This window comes from Sphingomicrobium nitratireducens, assembly GCF_026157035.1.
GTDB lineage: Bacteria > Pseudomonadota > Alphaproteobacteria > Sphingomonadales > Sphingomonadaceae > Sphingomicrobium > Sphingomicrobium nitratireducens.
The window spans coordinates 1,480,498-1,499,961 of the sequence record NZ_JANJZA010000001.1 but is presented as its reverse complement, the minus strand read 5'-3'; the positions used below and the strand labels follow the sequence as shown (position 1 = coordinate 1,499,961).

General features: G+C 65.5%; 19 protein-coding genes and 1 tRNA gene. 11 read left to right on the top strand and 9 right to left on the bottom strand.

Annotation, left to right across the window (positions count from 1 at the left end):
* The first annotated feature begins 62 nt into the window (after positions 1-62).
* Positions 63-746 carry a PP2C family protein-serine/threonine phosphatase gene (locus tag NNY25_RS07775; protein ID WP_265570776.1) on the top strand — a complete coding sequence of 228 codons (684 nt, stop codon included), beginning with the start codon at positions 63-65 and terminating at the stop codon, positions 744-746.
* On the opposite strand, the gene NNY25_RS07770 is transcribed toward NNY25_RS07775, so the two are convergent.
* The 4 genes from NNY25_RS07770 to NNY25_RS07755 all read right to left on the bottom strand — a co-directional run bounded on the left by NNY25_RS07770 (position 743) and on the right by NNY25_RS07755 (position 3,897).
* On the bottom strand, positions 743-2,203 hold the full coding sequence (locus tag NNY25_RS07770; protein WP_265570774.1) for a M61 family metallopeptidase: 1,461 nt from the start codon (positions 2,201-2,203) through the stop codon (positions 743-745). The two genes, NNY25_RS07775 and NNY25_RS07770, sit on opposite strands and share 4 nt — an antisense overlap.
* A gap of 44 nt (positions 2,204-2,247) precedes the next feature.
* The gene (locus tag NNY25_RS07765; protein WP_265570773.1) at positions 2,248-2,775 is read right to left on the bottom strand and encodes a nuclear transport factor 2 family protein; all 528 of its coding nucleotides are present in this window, start codon (positions 2,773-2,775) and stop codon (positions 2,248-2,250) included.
* Positions 2,776-3,037: 262 nt separating this feature from the next.
* Positions 3,038-3,127, bottom strand: a tRNA-Ser gene (locus NNY25_RS07760).
* A 62-nt stretch (positions 3,128-3,189) separates the two neighbouring features.
* Positions 3,190-3,897, bottom strand: a complete 708-nt coding sequence (locus NNY25_RS07755) for a hypothetical protein (protein WP_265570772.1) — start codon at positions 3,895-3,897, stop codon at positions 3,190-3,192.
* Between the two features lie 215 nt (positions 3,898-4,112).
* Here NNY25_RS07755 and NNY25_RS07750 point away from each other — a divergent pair, with 215 nt between their 5' ends.
* The 10 genes from NNY25_RS07750 to mazG all read left to right on the top strand — a co-directional run bounded on the left by NNY25_RS07750 (position 4,113) and on the right by mazG (position 13,011).
* Complete coding sequence (locus NNY25_RS07750; protein WP_265570771.1) at positions 4,113-5,192, top strand: lytic murein transglycosylase; 1,080 nt, start codon at positions 4,113-4,115, stop codon at positions 5,190-5,192.
* 84 nt (positions 5,193-5,276) lie between these two features.
* On the top strand, positions 5,277-6,434 hold the full coding sequence (locus tag NNY25_RS07745) for a D-alanyl-D-alanine carboxypeptidase family protein (protein WP_265570770.1): 1,158 nt from the start codon (positions 5,277-5,279) through the stop codon (positions 6,432-6,434).
* Between the two features lie 4 nt (positions 6,435-6,438).
* On the top strand, positions 6,439-7,068 hold the full coding sequence (tmk, locus tag NNY25_RS07740; RefSeq protein WP_265570769.1) for a dTMP kinase: 630 nt from the start codon (positions 6,439-6,441) through the stop codon (positions 7,066-7,068).
* Positions 7,065-8,045, top strand: a complete 981-nt coding sequence (locus NNY25_RS07735; protein ID WP_265570768.1) for a DNA polymerase III subunit delta' — start codon at positions 7,065-7,067, stop codon at positions 8,043-8,045. The genes tmk and NNY25_RS07735 overlap by 4 nt, the downstream gene beginning before the upstream one ends.
* A 32-nt stretch (positions 8,046-8,077) precedes the next feature.
* Positions 8,078-9,589, top strand: coding sequence for a methionine--tRNA ligase (gene metG, locus NNY25_RS07730; protein ID WP_265570767.1), 1,512 nt, complete (start codon positions 8,078-8,080; stop codon positions 9,587-9,589).
* On the top strand, positions 9,586-10,371 hold the full coding sequence (locus tag NNY25_RS07725) for a TatD family hydrolase (RefSeq protein WP_265570766.1): 786 nt from the start codon (positions 9,586-9,588) through the stop codon (positions 10,369-10,371). The genes metG and NNY25_RS07725 overlap by 4 nt, the downstream gene beginning before the upstream one ends.
* Positions 10,368-11,132: an MBL fold metallo-hydrolase gene (locus tag NNY25_RS07720; RefSeq protein WP_265570765.1), complete on the top strand. Its 765-nt coding sequence runs from the start codon at positions 10,368-10,370 to the stop codon at positions 11,130-11,132. Before NNY25_RS07725 ends, NNY25_RS07720 begins: the two co-directional genes overlap by 4 nt.
* Positions 11,129-11,716, top strand: coding sequence for a retropepsin-like aspartic protease family protein (locus NNY25_RS07715; RefSeq protein WP_265570764.1), 588 nt, complete (start codon positions 11,129-11,131; stop codon positions 11,714-11,716). Before NNY25_RS07720 ends, NNY25_RS07715 begins: the two co-directional genes overlap by 4 nt.
* A gap of 234 nt (positions 11,717-11,950) precedes the next feature.
* Positions 11,951-12,208 carry a hypothetical protein gene (locus NNY25_RS07710; protein ID WP_265570763.1) on the top strand — a complete coding sequence of 86 codons (258 nt, stop codon included), beginning with the start codon at positions 11,951-11,953 and terminating at the stop codon, positions 12,206-12,208.
* Between the two features lie 47 nt (positions 12,209-12,255).
* Entirely contained in the window at positions 12,256-13,011 is a 756-nt protein-coding gene (gene mazG, locus NNY25_RS07705; protein ID WP_420854325.1) for a nucleoside triphosphate pyrophosphohydrolase, read from the top strand.
* On the opposite strand, the gene hflX is transcribed toward mazG, so the two are convergent.
* From hflX to dusB, 5 genes are all read right to left on the bottom strand, one after another.
* The gene (gene hflX / locus NNY25_RS07700) at positions 12,999-14,291 is read right to left on the bottom strand and encodes a GTPase HflX (protein WP_265570761.1); all 1,293 of its coding nucleotides are present in this window, start codon (positions 14,289-14,291) and stop codon (positions 12,999-13,001) included. The two genes, mazG and hflX, sit on opposite strands and share 13 nt — an antisense overlap.
* Positions 14,292-14,295: 4 nt before the next feature.
* On the bottom strand, positions 14,296-14,721 hold the full coding sequence (hfq, locus tag NNY25_RS07695) for an RNA chaperone Hfq (protein WP_265570760.1): 426 nt from the start codon (positions 14,719-14,721) through the stop codon (positions 14,296-14,298).
* Positions 14,722-14,733: 12 nt separating this feature from the next.
* The gene (gene ntrX, locus NNY25_RS07690; RefSeq protein WP_265570759.1) at positions 14,734-16,113 is read right to left on the bottom strand and encodes a nitrogen assimilation response regulator NtrX; all 1,380 of its coding nucleotides are present in this window, start codon (positions 16,111-16,113) and stop codon (positions 14,734-14,736) included.
* Positions 16,113-18,302, bottom strand: a complete 2,190-nt coding sequence (locus NNY25_RS07685) for a sensor histidine kinase NtrY-like (RefSeq protein WP_265570758.1) — start codon at positions 18,300-18,302, stop codon at positions 16,113-16,115. The genes ntrX and NNY25_RS07685 overlap by 1 nt, the downstream gene beginning before the upstream one ends.
* Before the next feature lie 146 nt (positions 18,303-18,448).
* Positions 18,449-19,447, bottom strand: coding sequence for a tRNA dihydrouridine synthase DusB (gene dusB / locus NNY25_RS07680; RefSeq protein WP_265570757.1), 999 nt, complete (start codon positions 19,445-19,447; stop codon positions 18,449-18,451).
* Positions 19,448-19,464 lie beyond the last annotated feature (17 nt).

The window sequence follows — 19,464 nt, the reverse complement described above, 5'->3', positions numbered from 1 at the left end:
ACGCAACGAGGGGCAATTTCAGGAGTCGCGCTATCCGCTTCCTATGCGCCAGCCGCACCGACGTGGGCCTGCGTCGCAAGCTCAACGAGGACTCGTATCTGGAACGGTCCGAGGCGGGCCTGTTCGTCGTCGCCGACGGCATGGGCGGGCACGAGGCGGGCGAGGTTGCCAGCCGGATGATCGTCGAGCGCCTGGGCTCCATCGAGGCCGACAGCGGGCTCTCGGCGCGGGTCGACCGCGCGGTCGCCGCGCTGGGTGACGTCAACGCCGACCTCATCGATCTCGCCCACCAGAAGGAGGGCAAGCACACCATCGGAAGCACCGTCGTCGGGCTCGCCTTCGGGCAGGGCGCGTTCGAGTGTTTCTGGGCCGGCGACAGTCGCGCCTACCGGCTTCACGACCGCAAGCTCACCCAGATCAGCCGCGACCACAGCCTCGTCAACGATCTCGTCTCAGCCGGCATGCTCAAGCCCGAGGAGGCCGAGCATCATCCCGACGCCAACGTCATCACTCGCGCGGTGGGCGCGGCCGAGACGCTCAAGGTCGAGCGCGTGATGGGCGAGGCACACCAGGGCGACCTGTTCCTCTTGGCCAGCGACGGGCTGACCCGCGTCGTGCCCGATGCCGAGCTCGAAGAGGATCTCATTCGCAAGAACCCGATGCAGGCCGCCGACGGCTTCATCGAGAAAGTCCTCGACCGCGGCGCGCCCGACAACGTCACGCTGATCATCGTGCGGGTGGGTTAAGGCTCCCTACGCAGAAAGGGGGGAGGGCATCGTCCTGAGGGACATTGCGCGAAGCGGACATAGGCTTCGTCCACTCCGAAAATGGAGACGTCGAGCCCGAGCGCGGCGAATCTTTGCACGATTTCCCCTCCCGAGGGGCGCCGATCGATCCATGTGATGATGTTGCGGGCCTTCCCGCCGGATTCGCGGTCTAGAACGTCGACGAAGCGGTCGTAATCGTAACCTTCGCCCTGCTGAGACGAAAGCGCACGCAGCATCCGCGCGAACGCCTCGTCGTCCTCGCGCGACAGTTCGGCATCGAGCAATAGCGCGACCATTGCGCCGCCTCCGTAGACGGCGTGCCAGTTGGCTCCCTTGTCGGCACCCGAACTCTTCAACGTCACGCCTGGTGTCAGCCGCCCGGCCAGCATGTAACGCCGGACGATGTTGGCGAGCCGTTGCTCGGTCATGTCGGGGTCGATCAGGCCGGCCCGACTCATTTCGCGCAGCGTCAGATAGTCCGTGAAGCCCTCGTTGACCCATTCGAGTTCGGGGACGTTCTCGCCCTTCGCTTTCCCGAGTCCGTTCCATAGGTGCATGACCTCGTGGCCCAGCGTGTGACGCCAGCTGATCCTGTCTGCCTCGCTCAGCGGCACCGCGAACCGGAGCGCGAAGCTGTTCCAGAACGCGCCTCCGTCGGACATGGTGTCGCTCATCAGGAAGACCGAGAATTTTGACCCCGGCGAAGCGCCCCACAACGCAGTGTAGCGTTCGGGCAGGATGGAAAGCAGGTCGCGAACCTCGCCGGTCACGGGGGCAAGCGCGCTGTCCATCAGCCAGTTGAGGCGCAGCCCACCGACATCAACCTGCTCGGCGCGATCTCGGCCCATCGCGAACATGTTCTGGCCGAGCGCCCAGCTGTCCTCGACGAGGTAATGCCCGTCGACCTCCCGCCAGGGCGTCGTGACGTGCCAATCGGGGGGCAGGTCGAAATGGATCTCGACTGCGCAACGCTTCATGTCCCAGTCGAGCAGGAAAAAGGCATGACCCGCAAACAGGTAACTGGTGTCGAAGTGCGCGGCGACCTCGTCCTTGCCCGGAGCGCCTATGTTCCAGTCGGCGAGATCGTGATCGGCAATCACCTCGTACCGGATCGCGCTTGCGCCCGCCTTGTCATTGGTTTCGAAGGTCCCTTCGCCCACGTAAGCGAGCGGGATCGGCGTACCGGCCTTATCGAACGCCCTTAGTGAACGGATCGAGGCCGATTGAGCTTCAGGACGGTCGGGTGTCGGGAAGTGGGCGAGATCCCAGCGTGATGACGGGCTTGAGAAACGGGCGGCGACCTCGAAACGATCGTCACCGGCGTAGCGTACGTCGTATCGCGCTACGGGTTCCCTGCATTCCTCGACCGCCAGTGCCGGCGACGAAGCCCCCGCAACGATCGCGCTCGCGACAATCGCCATTTTTGCTCGGTTCATCCCAGGCCCCTCCCGCATTCCGTATTGCCTGCCTGACGCCGTTACTAATCGGCCGCCTTTGTCGAGCCGACCTTGGCAAGGCTGGCCGCATTGGCGTCGAGAAATGGACGATAGTCCGCAAAATCGCGGTGGGAGACGATTTTCCCATCGCGCAAGGCTAGGATCACGACGAACGGCATCGACGTTGATACGATCCGTCCTCCACCCATGTCGACGTCCCAGTCGAGCATGCCTTCGAACACCGCCGTGTCGCTCGAGGCAAAGGAACGCGAAGGGGTGAACTCCATCCGCGAGATCCCCGCATAGGCGGTGCGGAAGAAGGCCGCGAGCGTCGCCTTGCCCTCCTGTGGTTGGCCGCCAAAAAGATACTTCGCGGTCGTGTCCTGAAACACGACATCGTCCGCCAGCATGGGTTCGAGGCGGTCCCAGTCGCGTTCGATATATGCCTCGAAATATGATTGTCCGATGCGCATCGAGGTCTCGGTCGCGACGTCGAAATCGCTCTGCTGCGCGAGGGCACCCGTAGGCGCAAGAGCAAAGAGAATGGCGATGGCGAACAGTATGGCACGCATGGCGGAGGCCCCCGAATGCTTGAAGATGCCCGAGCCTTTCGCAGCGTTGTCGGCTATCCGACATTTCCAATCGACCAATGAGGGGAAGGGATCGACGGGCGCGTGCGCGGACGCCCTCGTGCCGTAAGGGAAATGGCGGGATTGTTCTAGCTGCGCTCGAACGTCGTCGCTTGGCTACGCCTTCCGAACCGGTGGGGTCGTCCGCTCCACGCATCTCCATCATCGCAGAAGGGGCGCCCCTTTCGGGACGCCCCTTCTGCGATGGCGGAGAGGGTGGGATTCGAACCCACGGACCGGTTGCCCGGTCACCGGTTTTCAAGACCGGAGCATTCGACCACTCTGCCACCTCTCCGCGTGCGTCCCCGCCTAGAGACAGATGGGGGCACGGCGCAAGAGGCGGCATGAGACTCTCGCCTAGTGAAGCGACTTGTCCTTTCGCCGCGGGCACTGGCTGATGATCTTGGGATCGAGGTTCGTGCCGTAGGGCTTGATCGAGACCGACGGCTCGCCGGTTTTGAGGGCCTTGGCCGACTGCACCGCGACCTCCATCGCGATCTCGCGGGCATCGCCGGTCCAGTCGCCGTCGATCCAACCCCCGATCGTCCCGCCGATCTTCTGCGCAGCGGTCTTGCCCGTCATCGCGTGGATGTCCAGCAAGACGGGGGCGGCTTTGGATGCAGCCTTACCCGTCAGTTCGCCGCCCGGCATGGTGCGCCCGATCGCCCCGGCGATGCCCGAAGCCATCCCGCGCGTGACCTTGTTGTTCGCGACGCTCTGCGCCTTGGTGACCACCTTGGTGAACCCGCCGCGATTGATGCTTTCGGCCATGTCCACCAGGTCGCCGTCGCGCGTCATGGTCATGCAGTAATGATACTTGTCGTCGGGCCTCGCCGTCAGATGATGGGTGATGCGACCGTCGACATAGACGAGGTTGGGGTCGCTGGCGTGCTTTTCGAACTTCACGTTCTTGATCATGAATTCGTGACCCTGGTCGCTCTTGTACGACTGGTGATGATCCGCCTCGATGACCTTCTTGACCTTCGCGAGCGGCGAGGCCGTTGCCTGCGTTGCGACCAGCGCGGCCGCGGCTGCCCCGAATAGGATTGATTTCGACATACGCATTGTCGTGCTCCCCTGATGTTCGTCGGTGCTGCGAGCATGACCCCGCCGGGCAGGCGCCGCATGACGTAAAGGTGATTTTGCAGTGATGCAGGGGTGATTTTCGGGAACGACGGCCCGTTCATCGGCGCGAAGGGTCGTCTTGTGCATCGTCTGCGACGAAGGCAGGTGCATGGACTCGCGGTCTCGCCTAGCCTCGGGGCCGAAGGAGTGAGCGTATGGTGGGCAAAGTCGGACTGACGATCGCGGTGGCGGCCATTCTGGGCGCCAGCCCCGCCTGCGCGCAGGAAGCCGACCCGCTGGCCCCGCTCGACAACAGCGACAGCACGCGTGCCGCCATCGCGCCCGGCGCGATGACGTTCGAAGGCTACAAGCGGGAACTCGTCGCCAAGGCGCGGGCTGCCGGGATCAGCGAGGCGACGGTCGCGGTCATCCCGGGCCTCAGGCTCAACCAGCGCTCGATCGATCTCGACCGCAGCCAGCCCGGCGGCGGTCCCGGGACCGGAACGCCCGCCTACGCGCCGTACCGGGCGCGCCATGTCACCACCGACATCGTCAATCGCGGCATCCGCGAGAAGGCGGATCACGCCTACACTCTATCCGCGCTCGAGCGCTCGACTGGCGTCGACCCGCACGTCATCCTCGCCATCTACGGCAAGGAAACCAGCTATGGCGCGGTGACCGGCAATTTCGACCTGCTCGAAGCGCTCTCGACGCTGGCCTGGGAAGGCCGCCGCCGCGAGCTGTTCGAAGGCGAGTTCATGGCCGCGCTCAAGCTGATGGACCGCGGCTATACCCGCCGCCACCTGAAGGGCAGCTACGCGGGCGCGGCGGGCAAGGTGCAGTTCATGCCTTCCAACATCCTGCGTCTCGCCAGGGACGGCGACGGGGACGGGTTCGCCGACATCTGGAACAGCGAGCCCGACGCCTTCGCATCGATCGCCAACTATCTCGTCGATGCCGGATGGCAGCCCGACGTGCCGTGGGGGATCGCGGTGAATGTGCCCGCCCGCCTCGACCGCGCCTCGATCGCCAGCCCGCTGGTGCCGCCGCGCTGCGAGGCCGTGTTCAAGCGCCACAGCCGCTGGTTGCCGATGAGCGAATGGCGCCGGCTCGGCGTGACGCCGCAGGGCCGCTCGCTGTCCGACGACACGCTCGCTACGCTGATCGAGCCCGACGGGCCGGGGCGCACCGCTTACCTGACGACGCAAAACTACCGCGCCATCCTCGATTACAACTGCTCCAACTTCTACGCGCTCACCATCGGCCTCGTCGCGGACGGTATCGCGCGCCGCTAGGCCTTCACGCACGTCTTTGCCGTGGCGAAGCGCGTCGGTGCGCGTTAAGACTCCACCCATCCTGTCCCACCCGGAAGCGTTTCGATGAAAAAAACCCTCCTGATTCCCGCCGCCTTCGCTCTTGCCGTCGCCCCGGCCAGCGCCAGTCCCGAGTTCGAGACCGAGGCGGTCAGCGCCTATCTCGTCGACCTGTCGTCGGGCGCGGTGCTGCTCGCCAAGAATGCCGACCAGCAGATCCCGCCCGCCTCGATGGCCAAGATGATGACGACCCATGTCGCCTTCGAATTGATCGATGCGGGTAAGCTCGACCTCAAGAAGACGTGCGCGGTGCGACCCGAGACGTGGCAGAAATGGTCCAACCAGGGCTCGACCATGTTCCTCAAGGTGGGCGAGATGGTCAGCGTGGAGAATCTCCTCCACGGCATCGTCACCGTGTCGGGCAATGACGCCTCGGTCGTCCTCGCCGAGTGCATCGCGGGCACCGAGCAGGCCTTCGCGGAGCAGATGAACCGGTCCGCCAAGAAGATCGGGCTCAAGAACAGTCATTTCGGCAATGCCAATGGCTGGCCCGACGAGGGCGTGACCAAAGTGACCGCGCGCGACCTCGCGACCCTCGCCAAGGCCACCATCGAAAACCACCCGACTCTCTACAAGCAATTCTACGGGCAGCCGAGCTTCACCTGGGGCGAGACGATGGGCGGTAATCCCATCACCCAGCCCAACCGCAATCCGCTGTTCGGCCGCGTCAACGGCGCCGACGGCCTCAAGACCGGCCATACCGAGGAAGCAGGCTACGGCTTCACCGGCTCGGCCGAGCGCGACGGGCGTCGCCTCGTGATGGTCGTCACCGGGCTGCCGAGCCAGTCGGCTCGCACGTCGGAGAGCGTGCGCCTGGTCGAATGGGGTTTCAACGCATGGCAGGCGCGCCAGCTGTTCGCCAAGGGCACGACGATCGGTGCGGCGAAGGTCCAGCTCGGTTCCGCCGATAGCGTGCCGCTTGTGGCCCCGCGTGACCTCGCCGTCACCCACCCGGCCGGCATCCTCAACGAACCGACCGTCAAAATCCGCTACATGGGCCCGCTCGAGGCACCGATCGCCAAAGGGCAGGAAGTCGCCCAGCTGATCGTCACCTCCGACGGCACCGAGGCCGCACTTCCGTTGGTCGCGGGAGAGGCGGTCGAGGAAGCCGGATTCTTCCGCCGCGCCTGGATCGGGCTCCAGCAGCTGCTCGGCATGGCCTGACGCGATGGCGCGGGGGCGGTTCATTTCGCTGGAAGGCGGCGAGGGTGTTGGAAAATCGACCCAGCTCGCCGCCCTCGAGGAAGCGCTGAGGCGGCGCGGCTTCGACGTCCTCGTCACCCGCGAGCCGGGTGGCAGCGAGGGCGCCGAGGCGATCCGTCGCCTCCTGCTGGAAGGCGAGGAGGGCCGCTGGAACGCGCGCGCCGAGGCCCTGCTGTTCGCCGCCGCCCGCTCCGACCATGTCGCCAAGACGATCAAGCCCGCATTGGCCGCCGGTCGCTGGGTGTTGTCCGACCGCTTCCTCGACAGTTCGCTCGCCTACCAGGGCGAAGCCGGCGGGCTCGGCATCGAGGCGGTCCGCGACCTTCACCGCTTCGGCAGCGAGGACTTTCTCCCCGACCGCACGCTCGTCCTGTCGCTCGACGCAGGCGAGGGGAGGGCGCGCGCCCGGCACCGCGACGGTGACGAGGGTGACCGCATCGGCGGGCGTCCACCCAGCTACCACGCTGCCGTCGAGCGCGGCTTTCGCCTGATGGCGGACGCCGAGCCCGAGCGGGTCAAGCTGGTCGACGCGTCGGGCAATGCCGAGACGGTGACCGCGCGGCTGATCGCGGCGCTCGGGGACCTGCTCCAGTGAACGCGGCGCCGATCGGCCAGGACAAGGCGGTCGATGCCTTTCTCGCCGCGTGGCGCAAGGGAACGCCGCATCACGCCTGGCTGCTCGCAGGCCCGCGCGGCGTCGGGAAGGGCCTGTTCGCGCGCGCCGCCGCTGCAAGGGTGCTCGCCGAAGCGTCGGGCCATCGCGTTTCCGACGACGGAATTGCGCTTGGCGAGGATCATCCGACCGCCAAACTGATTGCGGCCGGAAGCCATCCCGACCTGCGCCTGCTCGAACGGCTTCCCAACAAGACCGGGACCGCGCTCGCGCGCAGCATCTCGGTCGACCAGGTCCGCTCGCTCGGTCACCTGTTCGAGGTAACGCCCTCGCTCGGCGACTGGCGGGTGGTGATCATCGACGCCGCCGACGATCTCGAAGGTCCCGCGGCCAACGCGCTACTCAAGATGCTCGAGGAGCCCCCGGCGAAGACGCTGTTCTTCCTCGTCGCCCATGCCCCGGGCCGACTGCTGCCGACGATCCGGTCGCGGTGCAGGAAGCTCGATTTTTCGCCACTTTCGGATGACGTCATGGCGTCGATCCTCGCGCAGGCGCTTCCGAAGAGTTCGCCCGCGGAGCGCTCGGCGCTGGTCCGGCTCGGGCAGGGGTCGGCAGGCCGCTCGGTGGCGATCGCCGAACAGGATCTCGCGCCGCTCGCCGAGGAAGCGCGGCGCATGATGCGCGAGGGCGATCCCACCGGTGCCGCCCGTGCCAAGCTGGCGAAGACGCTCGCGCTCAAGGCGGCGAGCGAGCGGTATGCCGCGTTCCTCGCGACCGTTCCCGGGCTGATCGCCGCCGAGGCTCGCGCCAGCGAAGGCGAGCGCCAGGTCCGCGCGCTTGCCGCCTACGAGGAAGCGCGCGGCATTGCCCAGCGCGCCCCGCGCCTCAGCCTCGATCCGGGCGCGACTGTCTACCGTCTCGGCGGGGTCCTCGCGAAAGTCGCCGACACGCTCGCTTGAAGCGCCGCCAAGAGGGGGCTAGGGCCATCGGCATGGCCGACCCTTATTACATCACCACCGCGATCAGCTATCCCAACGGCGCGCCGCACATAGGCCACGCCTACGAGGCGGTCGCTGCCGACGCGATGGCGCGTTTCCGCCGCGCGCAGGGCCGCGACGTCTTCTTCATGACCGGCACCGACGAACATGGGCTCAAGATGGCGCAGGCCGCGCGCGACAAGGGCATGGAGCCCGCCGAACTGGCGGCAGAAATGTCGAGCATGTTCAAAGTCATGTGCGACAATCTTCAGGTGTCGTACGATCGCTTTATCCGCACCACCGACCCCGATCACAAGGCGGCGGTCCAGCACATGTGGAAGAAGATGGAGGAACGGGGCGACCTCTATCTCGGTCGCTACGAAGGTTGGTATTCGGTCCGCGATGAAGCCTATTATGACGAGGACGAGCTCACCGAGGGGGAAGGGGGACAGAAACTCTCGCCCCAGGGCACGCCGGTCGAGTGGACAGTCGAGGAGAGCTGGTTCTTCAAGCTGTCGGCCTATGGCGACAGGCTTCTCGCCCATATCGAGGCCAATCCCGACTTCATCCAGCCCGAAAGCCGCCGCAACGAGGTGGTGCGCTTCCTCGAAGGCGGACTCAAGGACCTCTCCGTCAGCCGTACCAGCTTTGACTGGGGCGTGCCGGTCCCGGGCAGCAACAATCACGTCATGTATGTCTGGCTCGACGCGCTCACCAATTACGTCACCGGCGTCGGCTATCCCGATGGCGGCGAGAACTGGGACAGATACTGGCCGTGTGACGTCCATCTCGTCGGCAAGGACATCGTGCGCTTCCACGCCGTCTATTGGCCCGCTTTCCTGATGTCCGCGGGCGTCGAACTGCCTAGGCAAATCTATGGCCACGGCCACCTGCTCGCGCCGGGCGGGGTGAAGATGTCGAAGAGCCTCGGCAACGTGGTCGACCCGCAGTTGATGCTCGACCGCTACGGCGTCGAGGCGTTCCGCTATTACCTGCTGCGCGAAGTGAAAATGAGCAGTGACGGCAGCGTCAGCGAGGAAGGGCTCGTCACCCGCGTCAACGCCGAGCTCGCCAACAGTTTCGGCAATCTCGTCCAGCGCAGCCTGTCGATGGTGCACAAGAATCTCGATGGCATCCTGCCCGCTGCCGGGAGTGCGGACCAGGACAAGGCGCTGCTCGAGGCGGTTCGCAAGGCATGCGAGGAAGAGCTTCCCAACGCGTTCGAAACATTCGGATTTACTGCCGGGATCGAAGCGTGGCTGGGCGCGGTCTACGCGTGCAATGCCTATATCGATGCCGAGGCGCCCTGGACGCTCAAGAAAACTGATCCCGACCGCATGGCCGACGTGCTCGGCACGCTGGTCGCGACCATCGCGCCGCTGACGAAGGCGGTTGCGCCGATTGTGCCGGGCGCGTCCGAGCGGATCCTCGCCCTGCTGGCGACGGGAGAGGGGGGCAATCCCATCGACAAGCCGACGCCGGCCTTTCCGCGGCTCGAGCTGGCGAGCGAGGAGAGCGCCGCGTGACCCTCGTCGACAGTCATTGCCACCTCAATTACGAAGGCCTTGTCGAACGCCAGGACGAGGTGCTGGCCGCCGCGCGAGGGCGCGGGGTCGGCGCGTTCCTCAATATTTCCACCCGGCAGCGCGAATGGGACGCGATTATCGCGACGGCCGAGCGCAATGACGACGTCTGGGCGACGGTCGGCGTGCACCCGCACGAAGCCGACCAGCATCCCGACCTCGGCGCAGCCGCGCTGATCGAGGCCTCGGCACATCCCAAGGTGATCGGGATCGGCGAGTGCGGGCTCGACTATTATTACGACAAGTCCGACCGCGGCGCGCAGAAGGCGCGCTTCGAGGCGCATATCGAGGCAAGCCGCGAGACCGGCCTGCCGCTCATCATCCACACGCGTGATGCCGAGGAGGATACGGCTCAGATCCTCGAGGCGGCCGCCAAGCGCAATGGCGGGCAGGTGCGCGCGGTGCTCCATTGCTTCACGGGCAGTCGTGCGCTTGCCGAAAAGGGCATGGAACTGGGCTGCTACGTCTCGATGAGCGGCATCGTGACCTTCAAGAACGCTAGGGACCTGCAGGAAACCGCCAAGGCCCTGCCGATCGATCGGCTGCTGGTCGAGACCGACAGCCCGTTCCTCGCGCCCGTGCCCAATCGCGGCAAGACGTGCGAACCGGCCTTTGTCGCCGATACCGCCGCCTTCCTGTCCGAGCTGCGCGGCGAGGATCCGGCCGAGCTGGCGCGCGCGACAACCGACAATTTCTACGCCCTGTTCGGCAAAGCCAGGCGGTGAAACTCAGGATCTTGGGCTGCGGGACGTCCTCGGGCGTCCCCAACTTACGCTCCGGATGGGGGCGCTGCGATCCTGACGAGCCGAAAAACCGCCGCATGCGCTCCTCGGTGCTGTTCGAGAGCGCGGGCGAGCGCCTGCTGGTCGATTGCGGTCCCGACTTGCGCCAACAATTGCTCGATGCGGGCTCGCCGATGGTCGATGCGCTGCTCCTGACCCACGATCACGCCGATCACAGCCACGGGATCGACGAACTGCGCCCCATCGTGCAGACGAGGGGCGAACCTCTGCCGTTCCTCGCCCGGCCGGATGTCATCGAGCAGATGAAGCGCCGTTTCGCCTACGCCTTTGTCGACCTTCGCTATTATGCGGCGCTCTACGATCCGAAGGCCATCGAGAATGAGTTCATGGTCGGCGACGCGCGCGTGCGGGTGGTCGATCAGCCGCATGGCGGGATCACCAGCCTGGGATTGCGCTTCGACAAGGGTGGCAAGAGTATCGCCTATGCCATTGATTTTAATGAAATCACGGACACGATGGCAACGCTTTACAACGGCGTCGACGTGTGGGTCGCCGACTGCCTGATGCTCGACCCGCATCCCACGCATGCGCATCTCGACATGGTGCTGGATGCCGCGCGCGAGTTCAGCGTGGGTCAATTGCTGTTGACCCATATGGGCAATGGCATGGACTATGCGACGCTCAAAGCACGTCTGCCGGATTGGGCAGCGCCGGCGCATGACGGGTTGGAGGTGGAGTTTTGAGCAACGACTGGATGCTCGGCAGCGTCTACATCCTGATGGCGATGATGCTCGTCGTCGGCTCGCTCATGGCGCGGCGCGAACCGCTTGCGAAGATGGCGAAAATGGCGCTGGCATGGATCGCGATCTTCGGTGCCGGCTTCATCCTGTTCAGCTTCCGCGACGATCTCGGCTACCTCGCACAGCGTCTCAAGTCCGAAGCGACCGGCGCGCCGGTCGTCGAGGAAGCCGAAATCCGCATCCCGATGGCCATTGACGGACATTTCTGGGTCGAAGGCCGCGTCAACGGCGTTCCCGTCGAGTTCCTCGTCGACAGCGGTGCGACGATCACGACGATCGACAGCGCGACTGCCGCCGTGGCGGGCGTGGCCGTGTCAGAGCATGGCCGCCAGGCCGTGCGCACCGGCAACGGTCTTGTCGAGGTCGCGCGCGGGCGCGCGGACAATCTGAGCGTCGGCCCGATCAGCCGCGACAACGTGCTCGTGCACGTGACGCAGCAGAAGGACATCAACGTGCTGGGCATGAATTATCTGTCGTCGCTGGAGCGCTGGGGCGTTGAAGGTCGATGGCTGGTCTTGCAGCCTTAGACTTTCTCTGACTTTCATTGGCTAAGCCGCTGTCAATATGAGTAAAAATTAAGATGCACGTTCAATTTTCTACGTGACATCACTTTACATAATACATATTATCAGACTTATGGAATGGGCAATTCCGCCGGTTATTTCTAGCGAAAATGACGGGCTCCCCTCCCGGTGAATCGGTCCTCTCGTTAGGATAGGCACGCGTTGCGTTTTCTCCGGCTCACGACACGGGAGAAGTCCATGGCGCCCTTGCTCGAATATCTCACCTTCAGGCGGATGATCGCACCCGCGGTCACGCAAATCCTTCTCTGGGCTGGCATTGCAGGCTGTCTTTATGGCGCCTGGGTGCTGTACAAGCTCGGCAACTGGACGTGGCCCTTCCCGCTTTTGCTGGGGCCATTGATCGTGCGCCTGTTTTTCGAGCGCCTGATCATCGCCTTTCGCTCCTATGACGCTTTGCGCGCGATCGAACGAAATCTGGAGCGCGGCACGGACTGAAGGCTTGGCAGGCTCGCGCAGATCATGGCATCGCGTTGCTGCCAGCCATGGAGACGTCAGTGAGCCTCAATCGCCTTGTCGAGATCATGCGCCGCCTGCGCGACCCCGAAACCGGGTGCGAATGGGACAGCGTCCAGTCGTTCGAGACCATCGCGCCTTACACGATCGAGGAAGCCTACGAGGTTGCCGACGCCATCCATCGCAAGGACATGGCGGGCCTCGCCGACGAGCTGGGCGATCTCCAGCTCCAGGTCGTGTTTCACGCGACGATGGCCGAGGAAGCGGGCCATTTCACGCTCGACGACGTGTTCGCGCGTATCTGCGACAAGATGGAGCGCCGTCACCCGCATATCTTCGGCGACGCGGAGCATGGCGGGCATTACCTGTGGGAAGAGATCAAGGCAGCCGAGCGGGCCGCGGACCCCGATCCCAGCGCCCTTTCAGGTGTCGCGCTTGCCCTGCCCGCACTCGAACGCGCGCAGAAACTGCAGAAACGCGCCGCGCGCACCGGGTTCGACTGGCCGACCATCGATGGCCCCAAGGACAAGATCGCCGAGGAACTGGACGAGATCGACCGCGCCGCCACCCACGACGAGCGCGAGGAAGAGGTCGGCGACCTGCTGTTCGCAGTCGTCAACTTCGCACGCTTTCTCAAGGTCGATGCGGAAGAGGCGCTACGCAAGGCCAATCGCAAGTTCGAGGCGCGCTTTCGCGCCATCGAGCAGGCGCCGGGCTTCACCGACATGAGCCTCGAGCAACAGGAAGAACTCTGGCAGCGCGAGAAAGCCACTCATAGCGCTTGATAGCGCGCCCAATTGTCGGGGCTGAGCTCGACCTTCAGGCGCAGCCTGTCGCCGTCGACCACCTGCTCCATCACCTTGCCGCGCTGGTGAAGCCAGCTCAACCGCGCGCCGTCGCCCGCATCGAGGTCGATCTCGTGGACGTTGGTTTCGGGCGCGAGCCAGTCGCCGATGGCCGCCTTCAACTCGTCGACCCCCTCCCCGCTGATCGCGCTGACCACGGCGACGTCGTCGCGCCGCGCCGCCTCGCCCAGTACGGCGCGGCGCTCGTCGCCGTGGAGGAGGTCGATCTTGTTCCACACTTCGAGCTGTGGCGGCCCGTTCTCGGCGTCGAGTCCCAACTCGGCAAGCACGTCCCCGACGTCCTCGCGCTGCGCCTCGGAGTCCTCGTGCGCGATGTCGCGGACGTGAAGGATGAGATCGGCGCTCTCGACTTCTTCCAGCGTCGCACGGAAGGCGGCCACCAGCTGGGTCGGAAGGTCGGAGACGAAGCCGACCGTGTCGGACAGGATCACCTTGTCGTGCCCCGGAATGCGGATCTGGCGCATGGTCGGGTCGAGCGTCGCGAACAAAAGGTCCTCGGCCATCACGCCCGCACCCGCGAGCCGGTTGAACAGGGTCGACTTTCCCGCATTGGTATACCCTACCAGTGCCACCACCGGCCACGGCGCGCGCTGGCGACGGTCGCGGTGGAGCGCGCGGGTCTTCTTCACCTGCTCGAGCTCGCGGCGGATCTTGGCCATGCGGTCTCGGATCATGCGGCGATCGGCCTCGATCTGCGTTTCGCCCGGACCGCCGAGAAAGCCGAACCCGCCGCGCTGGCGCTCGAGGTGGGTCCAGCTGCGCACCAGTCGCCCGGCCTGGTAGTCCAGATGCGCGAGCTCGACCTGCAGGCGCCCTTCCGCCGTCGCGGCACGCTCGCCGAAAATCTCGAGGATCAGCCCCGTCCGGTCGATCACCTTGCGACCGGTGCGTTCCTCGAGCGTCTTCTGCTGGACCGGCGTCAGTCCCGCATCGACGATGACCAGCTCGACGTCTTCGGCGTCGGCGGTCTGCGCCACTTCGTCGACCTGGCCGCCGCCCAGCAGGGTCGCCGGACGCACCTGGCGAACGCGAAACGTCATCGTTGCTGACACCTCGATCCCGATCGCCGCCGCCAGCCCGACGGCTTCCTCGATCCGAGCCTCGTTCGACCGCGATTGCGCGCTCCCCGCGATGTCCGGCACCACGATCAGCGCGCGCGATCCACCTGCGCCCTCGTCGTCGCGGTTGAACACTGCCATCGTCTCAGGCGCCTTCGAGCGTCGACATGGCGTGCTTGTAGACCAGCTGGATGCGACCCGGCGCTTCCTCGATCAGCAGGCAGTATCGGTCATGGGCCATCATCCTGCCGTGGAGCCGCACCCCGTTGGTGAGAAACAGCGAGACGGCACCGCCGTCGAGCCGCGAAAGGAAACTGTCCTGCAGTCCCTCCCCCTCCCCGGATGGCTCGGGGATGGGGCCGTCCAGTCGCCCTTGGATCGTCGAGATGGCGTGTTTGTAGACGAGTTGCTCCTCGCCCTGCCGCTTGACGAGCACGGCGAACGGGTCGAACCCCGCAATGCGCCCCTGCAGCCTGATGCCCTTGAGCAGGAAAAGCGTGACGGAAGTTCCTTCTTTCCGACACTCATTCAGGAAAATATTCTGGATATCTAGAGGCTTGTCGCTCGGCATTGCAAGGAAGTCTTAATTCTCGTCGGCGCGTTTGTCGGTGATCCCGAGCGCCTTCAGCTTGCGGTGTAGTGCAGAGCGCTCCATCCCGATGAAGGCGGCGGTACGGCTGATATTGCCGGAGAAGCGCCGGATCTGGATTTTGAGATACTCGCGTTCGAAATTCTCGCGGGCCTCGCGCAGCGGACTGCCCATCATCGCGACCTGACTGGTGGCGCTGCTCGACCCACCCGATTCCGTGATTTCGGGCGGCAGGAGGTCGATTTCGATGCAGCTGGCGCGGTCGCCTGGCGTCAGGATCATGGTCCGCTCGATGATGTTCCTCAGCTGGCGCACGTTGCCCGGCCATTCGTGCGCCTGCAGCGCGGCAAGCGCCTCGTCGCTGATCGAAGGAACCCCGATGCGGCGATCGGCGGCGTAGCGGGCGAGGAAATGGTCGACCAGCACGGGGATGTCCTCGCGCCGTTCGGCCAGCGGCGGGATGTTCACCGGCACGACGTTGAGGCGGTAGAACAGGTCTTCGCGAAAGCGGCCTGCCTCGATCTCTTCGGCTAGGTCGCGAGAGGTGGCCGAAAGGACGCGCACGTCGACCTTGACCGGGCGCTGCCCGCCGACGCGCGTATAGCTCTGGTCGGTCAGCACGCGCAGGATCTTGGCCTGCGTGGTCTGCGGCATGTCCGCGATCTCGTCGAGGAACAGTGTCCCGCCATGCGCCTGCTCGAGCAGGCCCGGCCGTGCCACGCCGTCCGCCTCGATTCCGAACAGTTCCTCCTCGACCCGTTCGGGTTCCATCATCGCCGAGGAGACGGTGACGAACGGGGCCTGTGCGCGCGGGCTCCACTGGTGGATCATGCGGGCCGCGATTTCCTTGCCGACACCGGCGGGACCGGTGATCATCACTCGGCTTCCGGTCGGCGCGACCCGCTTGAGCGTGGCGCGCACCTGGTTGATTGCCGCGGACGTGCCCTCGAGCTGTTCCTCGTGGCCCGCCTGGGCCTTCAATTTCTCGTTCTCTCGCCGCAACCGGTCGGTTTCGGTCGCGCGCGCCACGAGGTGGAGCAATTTCTCGGCCTCGAACGGCTTTTCGATGAAATCGACCGCACCGGCGCGCACGGCCGCTACCGCGGTATCGAGATTGCCGTGACCCGAGATCATGATGCACGGCAGCGTCGCGTCGCGCCGCTTGATCTCCTCGAGCAGCTGGAGCCCGTCGAGCTTCGAGCCCTGCAACCATACGTCGAGCAGGGCGAGTTGCGGGCGACGCTGTTCGATCGCGTCGAGGGCCCCGCTGCTGTCGCCGGCCGTGCGCACGCTATAGCCTTCGTCCTCGAGCACGCCCGAGACCAGTTCGCGAATATCGGCTTCGTCGTCGACGACCAGCACTTCAAGGGGCATCAGGCAGGATCCTCGTCTATCTCGTCATATTCATCGTCCTCGCCGCGGCGTGCGGCGGGGGCCTGCGGGGATTCGGTGGCGAGTTCTGCCAGCCGGTCTGCGGGCAGGTGGATGCGGACGTGCGTGCCGCCCCCTGCCCTGTCCAAAAAGGCGATGTCGCCCAGATGTTCCTCGACGATCTTCTTGACGATCGCCAATCCGAGCCCCGTACCGCGCACACGCGTGGTCATGTAGGGCTCGGTCAGCCGCTGGCGATCCTCGGGTAGGCCGACGCCGGTATCCATCACGTTGATGACCACATCGCCTTCCGGCCGCTCGATCGCGATGTCGACACGATCCCCGTCGGGATGCGCCTCGCCTTTCTTGCGACGCCCCTCGATCGCCTCGACCGCGTTCTTGACGATGTTGGTCAGCGCCTGCGCCATCTGGCGGCGATCGCATACGAGGCGGATGTCGCCGTGCGCGGGATCGATCGTGAAGGTGACGCCGGGATGCGCGACCTCGTGGAGGAAAAGCGCGGCGCGCGCGATGTCCTGGATATTCTCCTCGCGGAACACCGGCTTGGGCATGCGCGCGAAGTTGGAGAATTCGTCGACCATGCGCCGCAGGTCGCCGACCTGGCGCACGATCGTGTCGGTCAGTCTCCCGAACGTTTCGTCCCCCACCTGGTCGCCATAGCGGCGTTGAAGCCGCTCGGCGGCGAGCTGGATCGGGGTCAGCGGATTCTTGATCTCGTGCGCGATGCGGCGCGCGATGTCGGACCAGGCCGCGCGGCGCTGGTCGGACAGCTGGTCGGTGATGTCGTCGAAGGTCAGCACGGCGCCGTCGGCATAGCGCACTCGCTTGACCGCCAGCGTGCGCGGCCCGGTCTCCGACGGCAGCGTCACGTTGGCCTCCTGCGCATCGCCTTCCATGAACTCGTCGAGCTCGGGGCTGGTCGCGGTCAGGTCGCGCCCTTCTAGCTCTTCCGCGCTGCCGCCGAGGAGGGTGGCCGCAGAGCGGTTGGTGAGGAGGATGCGATCTTCCGCGTCGAGCGCGATGACTCCTGCGGTGACCGAGGACAGAACCGCCTCGATGAAGGCGCGGCGGGTATCGAGCTGGCTGTTCGCGGCCAGCAGCGCCCCCGTCTGTTCCTCGATCCGTCCTGTCATCCGGTTGAAGGCGGTGGCGAGCGTGGCGATTTCGTCCGTCCCGCCCAATTCGGCCACGCGCGCGGAGAAGTCGCCTTCCTCCACGCGGCCCGCCGCCTCGACCAGTTCGCCGACGGGCCGGGCGAGACGATCGGCGAGCTTGAGCGCAGCGGCGATGGCGAGCGCGACGATCAGGATCGCCCCGAAGAACAGGGCGGCATTGAACTGGAGCTGGTTGGTGCGCGACTTGGCGAGCAGCGAGCGGTAGGTCGCGAGCACGTCGTCGGCGCGGTCGATCTGCGCCTGGATTTCGCTGTCGATGATCCGCGCGCCATAGACATAGCCGTTCTCGACCCCGGGCAGCTGGGTGAGCACCGCAATGCGCCCTTCCGCCTCGACGCCGACTGCATCGCCGCCTTCGAGGTCCTTGGCCGCGGGAAGAATCGCTTCGGGCGATAGCATGCCGTCATAGATGTTGGCGGCCGCGAAAGTACGGATTTCCCCCTCTTCGTCGATGGTGAGGACCGCCGTCTCGTTGAGCGCGCGCTGGTAGGTCTGGAACGACAGGCCTTCGCCGAATTGCGGGCTGTCGACAGGGATTTCCTGGAGGTAACCCGACAGGTCGCCCGCCATCGTCGTGACTTCGTCCGACACGAGGAACAGCTCGTTGCGATAGGTGCTCTCGGCCAGCTCGACCGAATTTTCGAGCATCGAGCGCGCGCGTTCGGAGAACCAGAATTCGAGCCCCGACTGGATCAGCAGCGAGGCGAAGATCGCGACTACCACGGTCGGGACCGCCGCGATCACCGAGAACAAGGCGACGAGGCGCGTGTGGAGCTTGCCCGTCCCCACCCCTTCGCGGCGTGCCCTCGCGTGGGCGATCTTGCGCGACAACAGCACCATCAACGCGATCGCCGGCAGCAGGTTGGCAACCATCAGCAACGCGATCATCGGCGGCGTCACGAGCTGGCCGGGTTCGTGTTCGTGAAGGAGAAGGTCGGCCGAATAGGCCAGGGTCACCGCGAGCAGCAGCCCGGCAACCCAGGTTGCGATTCTCAACCGTTTGTCGAGGCGCGCATCGTCTTCGTTCGCGACAGCGACGAGAGCGTCAGAATCGGTCGAGGAAGCGTCCATGCGGCAAATGCCCTAGCACGGAAGCGTTGCACAAAAAACACACCTGTTGCGGTGCGCGCCGACGCCGCGGCTCAGGCTGCGTCCCGGGCCAGCCATGGGCGATAGAAGTCGCGCAGCATCGCCCTGACCGTCTCGGGGTCGTCTTCCTGATTTACGCGGTTGCGGAAGTCGGCAGAGCCATCGAGCCCCTTGGTGTACCAGCCGATATGCTTGCGCGCGAGATTGACCCCCGTCATCCGCCCGTAGAGCGCCTGCATGGCGTCATATTGTTCGAGGATGACGTCGAGCTGCTCGTCCATCGACGGGTCGGGCCTGTCGCCCTCGCCTTTGAGATTGGCGATGACCTGGCCGAGCAGCCACGGCTTGCCATAGGCGCCGCGTCCGACCATCACCCCGTCCGCGCCCGACTGGTCGAGCGCTGCATGCGCGTCCTCGACGCTGTTGATGTCGCCATTGGCGATGACCGGCAGCGAGGTCGCTTCCTTGACCTTCGCGATGAACGCCCAGTCGGCGCTGCCCTTGTACATCTGGTTGCGGGTGCGACCGTGGACGGTGATCATCTGCGCGCCCAGGTCCTCGGCGATGCGCGCAAGTTCGGGAGCGTTCAGGCTGTCGTGGCACCAGCCCATGCGCATCTTGACCGTGACCGGCACGCTGACCGCCTTGACCGTCGCCTCGATCAGGCTGGCCGCGAGCGGCAGGTCGCGCATCAGCGAGCTACCGGCATAGCCGTTGACGACCTTCTTTACGGGGCAGCCCATGTTGATGTCGATGATCGCGGCGCCCTTGTCCTCGTTGAGCTTGGCGGCCTCGGCCATGCGCTCGGGCTCGCACCCGGCCAGCTGGAGCGACACCGGCTCCTCGCTCGGGTCCCAAGTCGCCTTCTGGATCGACTGCTTGGTCTCGCGGATCATCGCCTCGCTCGCGATCATTTCGCTGACCGTGAGACCGCAGCCGTAGCGCTTGACGATCTTGCGGAACGGCACGTCGGTCACGCCCGTCATCGGGGCAAGGATGACGGGGTCCTCGATCGTGATCGGACCGATCTTGATGGGCTTGATGCGGCTCATGGGCCGCGCCCTTAGGG